Origin of the sequence: Mesonia sp. HuA40 (genome assembly GCF_008017835.1) — a bacterium.
Lineage (GTDB): Bacteria > Bacteroidota > Bacteroidia > Flavobacteriales > Flavobacteriaceae > Mesonia.
Window position 1 is genome coordinate 1 of record NZ_VRLT01000012.1, and the last position, 1526, is coordinate 1526.

Below are 1526 nucleotides of genomic sequence, written 5' to 3' on the forward strand. Positions count from 1 at the left end.
AATTCCACGCTTTTTTCTATCTTTGAGCTATAACGGAATAAATCCTGCGTATTTTTCCGCAACGAAATCATAGCCAAAGCCGTTGTGGCTAATGTAAAAACGAACCATACCAAAAGAAAAATATGACAATAAAAGAAGCGATTTTAAAAAGTCTTGACGATATAAACGCACTGACAAATTATTTGGAGGTTCACGACCATATTGTGAGTAAAGGCTACTATGATTTTGGAACAGCCAAAACACCAGCTTCGACAATATCTGCATTACTCGGAGATTTTATTAGAAATGGAGATAGTCGAGTAAAGCGAATAAAACAAGACGGAGGAACTTACTCATACTATTTGACTAAAAACGAGCAGGAAATCGGAATTGAAATTCTTTCAGGAACAACCGAAACGACAACTACAAAACCGATAAAAGTAAAAGCTAAAACATACAATGAACGGGATTTACACAAACTTTTGAGTAGTTATTTAAAGAACACAAAGATTTATTCAAAAACCATATTTCACGAACAATCAAAATACGGAAAAGACAACAATCAGATTTGGACTCATCCAGATATGGTTGGGATTAAATTTCTAAACCTTCAGACAAAAGTCAGTCAGAATTTTTTAAAGTCAATTAACCGAGTTGACACTTTCAAATTGAGTTCATACGAGATTAAAAAGGAAATCAACTCAGACTCGGAATTAAAAAAGGCTTATTTCCAAGCAGTTTCAAATTCAAGTTGGGCGAATTATGGATATTTGGTTGCTTTTGAGTTTAGCGATAGTTTATCAGACGAAATGGAAAGATTAAACCAATCGTTCGGGATTGGAATTATTGAACTAAATGCAAATCCATATCAAAGTAAAATCCTTTTTCCCGCAAGTTATCGAGACCTTGACTTTAAGACAATTGACAAACTTTGTAAGATAAATAAGGAGTTTGAACAATTTATTGAACAAACAGACAGACTTATGACTGCTCAAGAAAGATATTACAAATCGACCGAGAAAGAATTGAATGAATTTTGTGATGACTATTTTGAAAATGATACCGAAATAGAACAATATTGTAAAGATAAAAATATACCGAACGGAGAATAAACACTAGCCACAACAACGGCTATAAGCAATTGGGGTTTAGGTTTTTAATCGAAAATTAAAATATAAATTAAAGGTCAGTTATAATCCGAAAAGTTAGTGTGTAAAACCCGCTACTTTTCATATACAAGACCGTTGGCAAAAATACCTCGGAATGAAAAGCAAAGCGGAAAAATAATGAATCCGACTGCTTGAAAAGATGAAGTAAAAAACAAAAATAAGTTCTTAAAAGAAAAAACTGACTTAAAAAGAAAACAACGGAATTGAAAAGCATAACGCCGAATGAAAAGCACAACGCTGACAAGAAAGCTGAATAAAACAATATCTTTCAAAATAGTAAAAAGCGAATTTAAAAATTAAGCGAATTAAGGTCGAATCAAAAATTTGAAGTAAAAGAAAAAAAGAATTTGAAGTCTCAGTTTTAAAGATAAATAGTAA

The 1526-nt window shown here is 32.0% G+C and carries 1 protein-coding gene; it reads left to right on the forward strand.

Annotated elements, in window-relative coordinates; translation table 11 throughout:
• Positions 1-122 precede the first annotated feature (122 nt).
• Positions 123-1091 carry a hypothetical protein gene (locus FT993_RS01675; protein WP_147860808.1) on the forward strand — a complete coding sequence of 323 codons (969 nt, stop codon included), beginning with the start codon at positions 123-125 and terminating at the stop codon, positions 1089-1091.
• The last annotated feature ends 435 nt before the right edge of the window (positions 1092-1526 follow it).

Excerpts from the sequence above, each read along its gene's own strand:
- FT993_RS01675 (WP_147860808.1), top strand. The coding sequence starts at position 123 with ATGACAATAAAAGAAGCGATTTTAAAAAGTCTTGACGATATAAACGCA.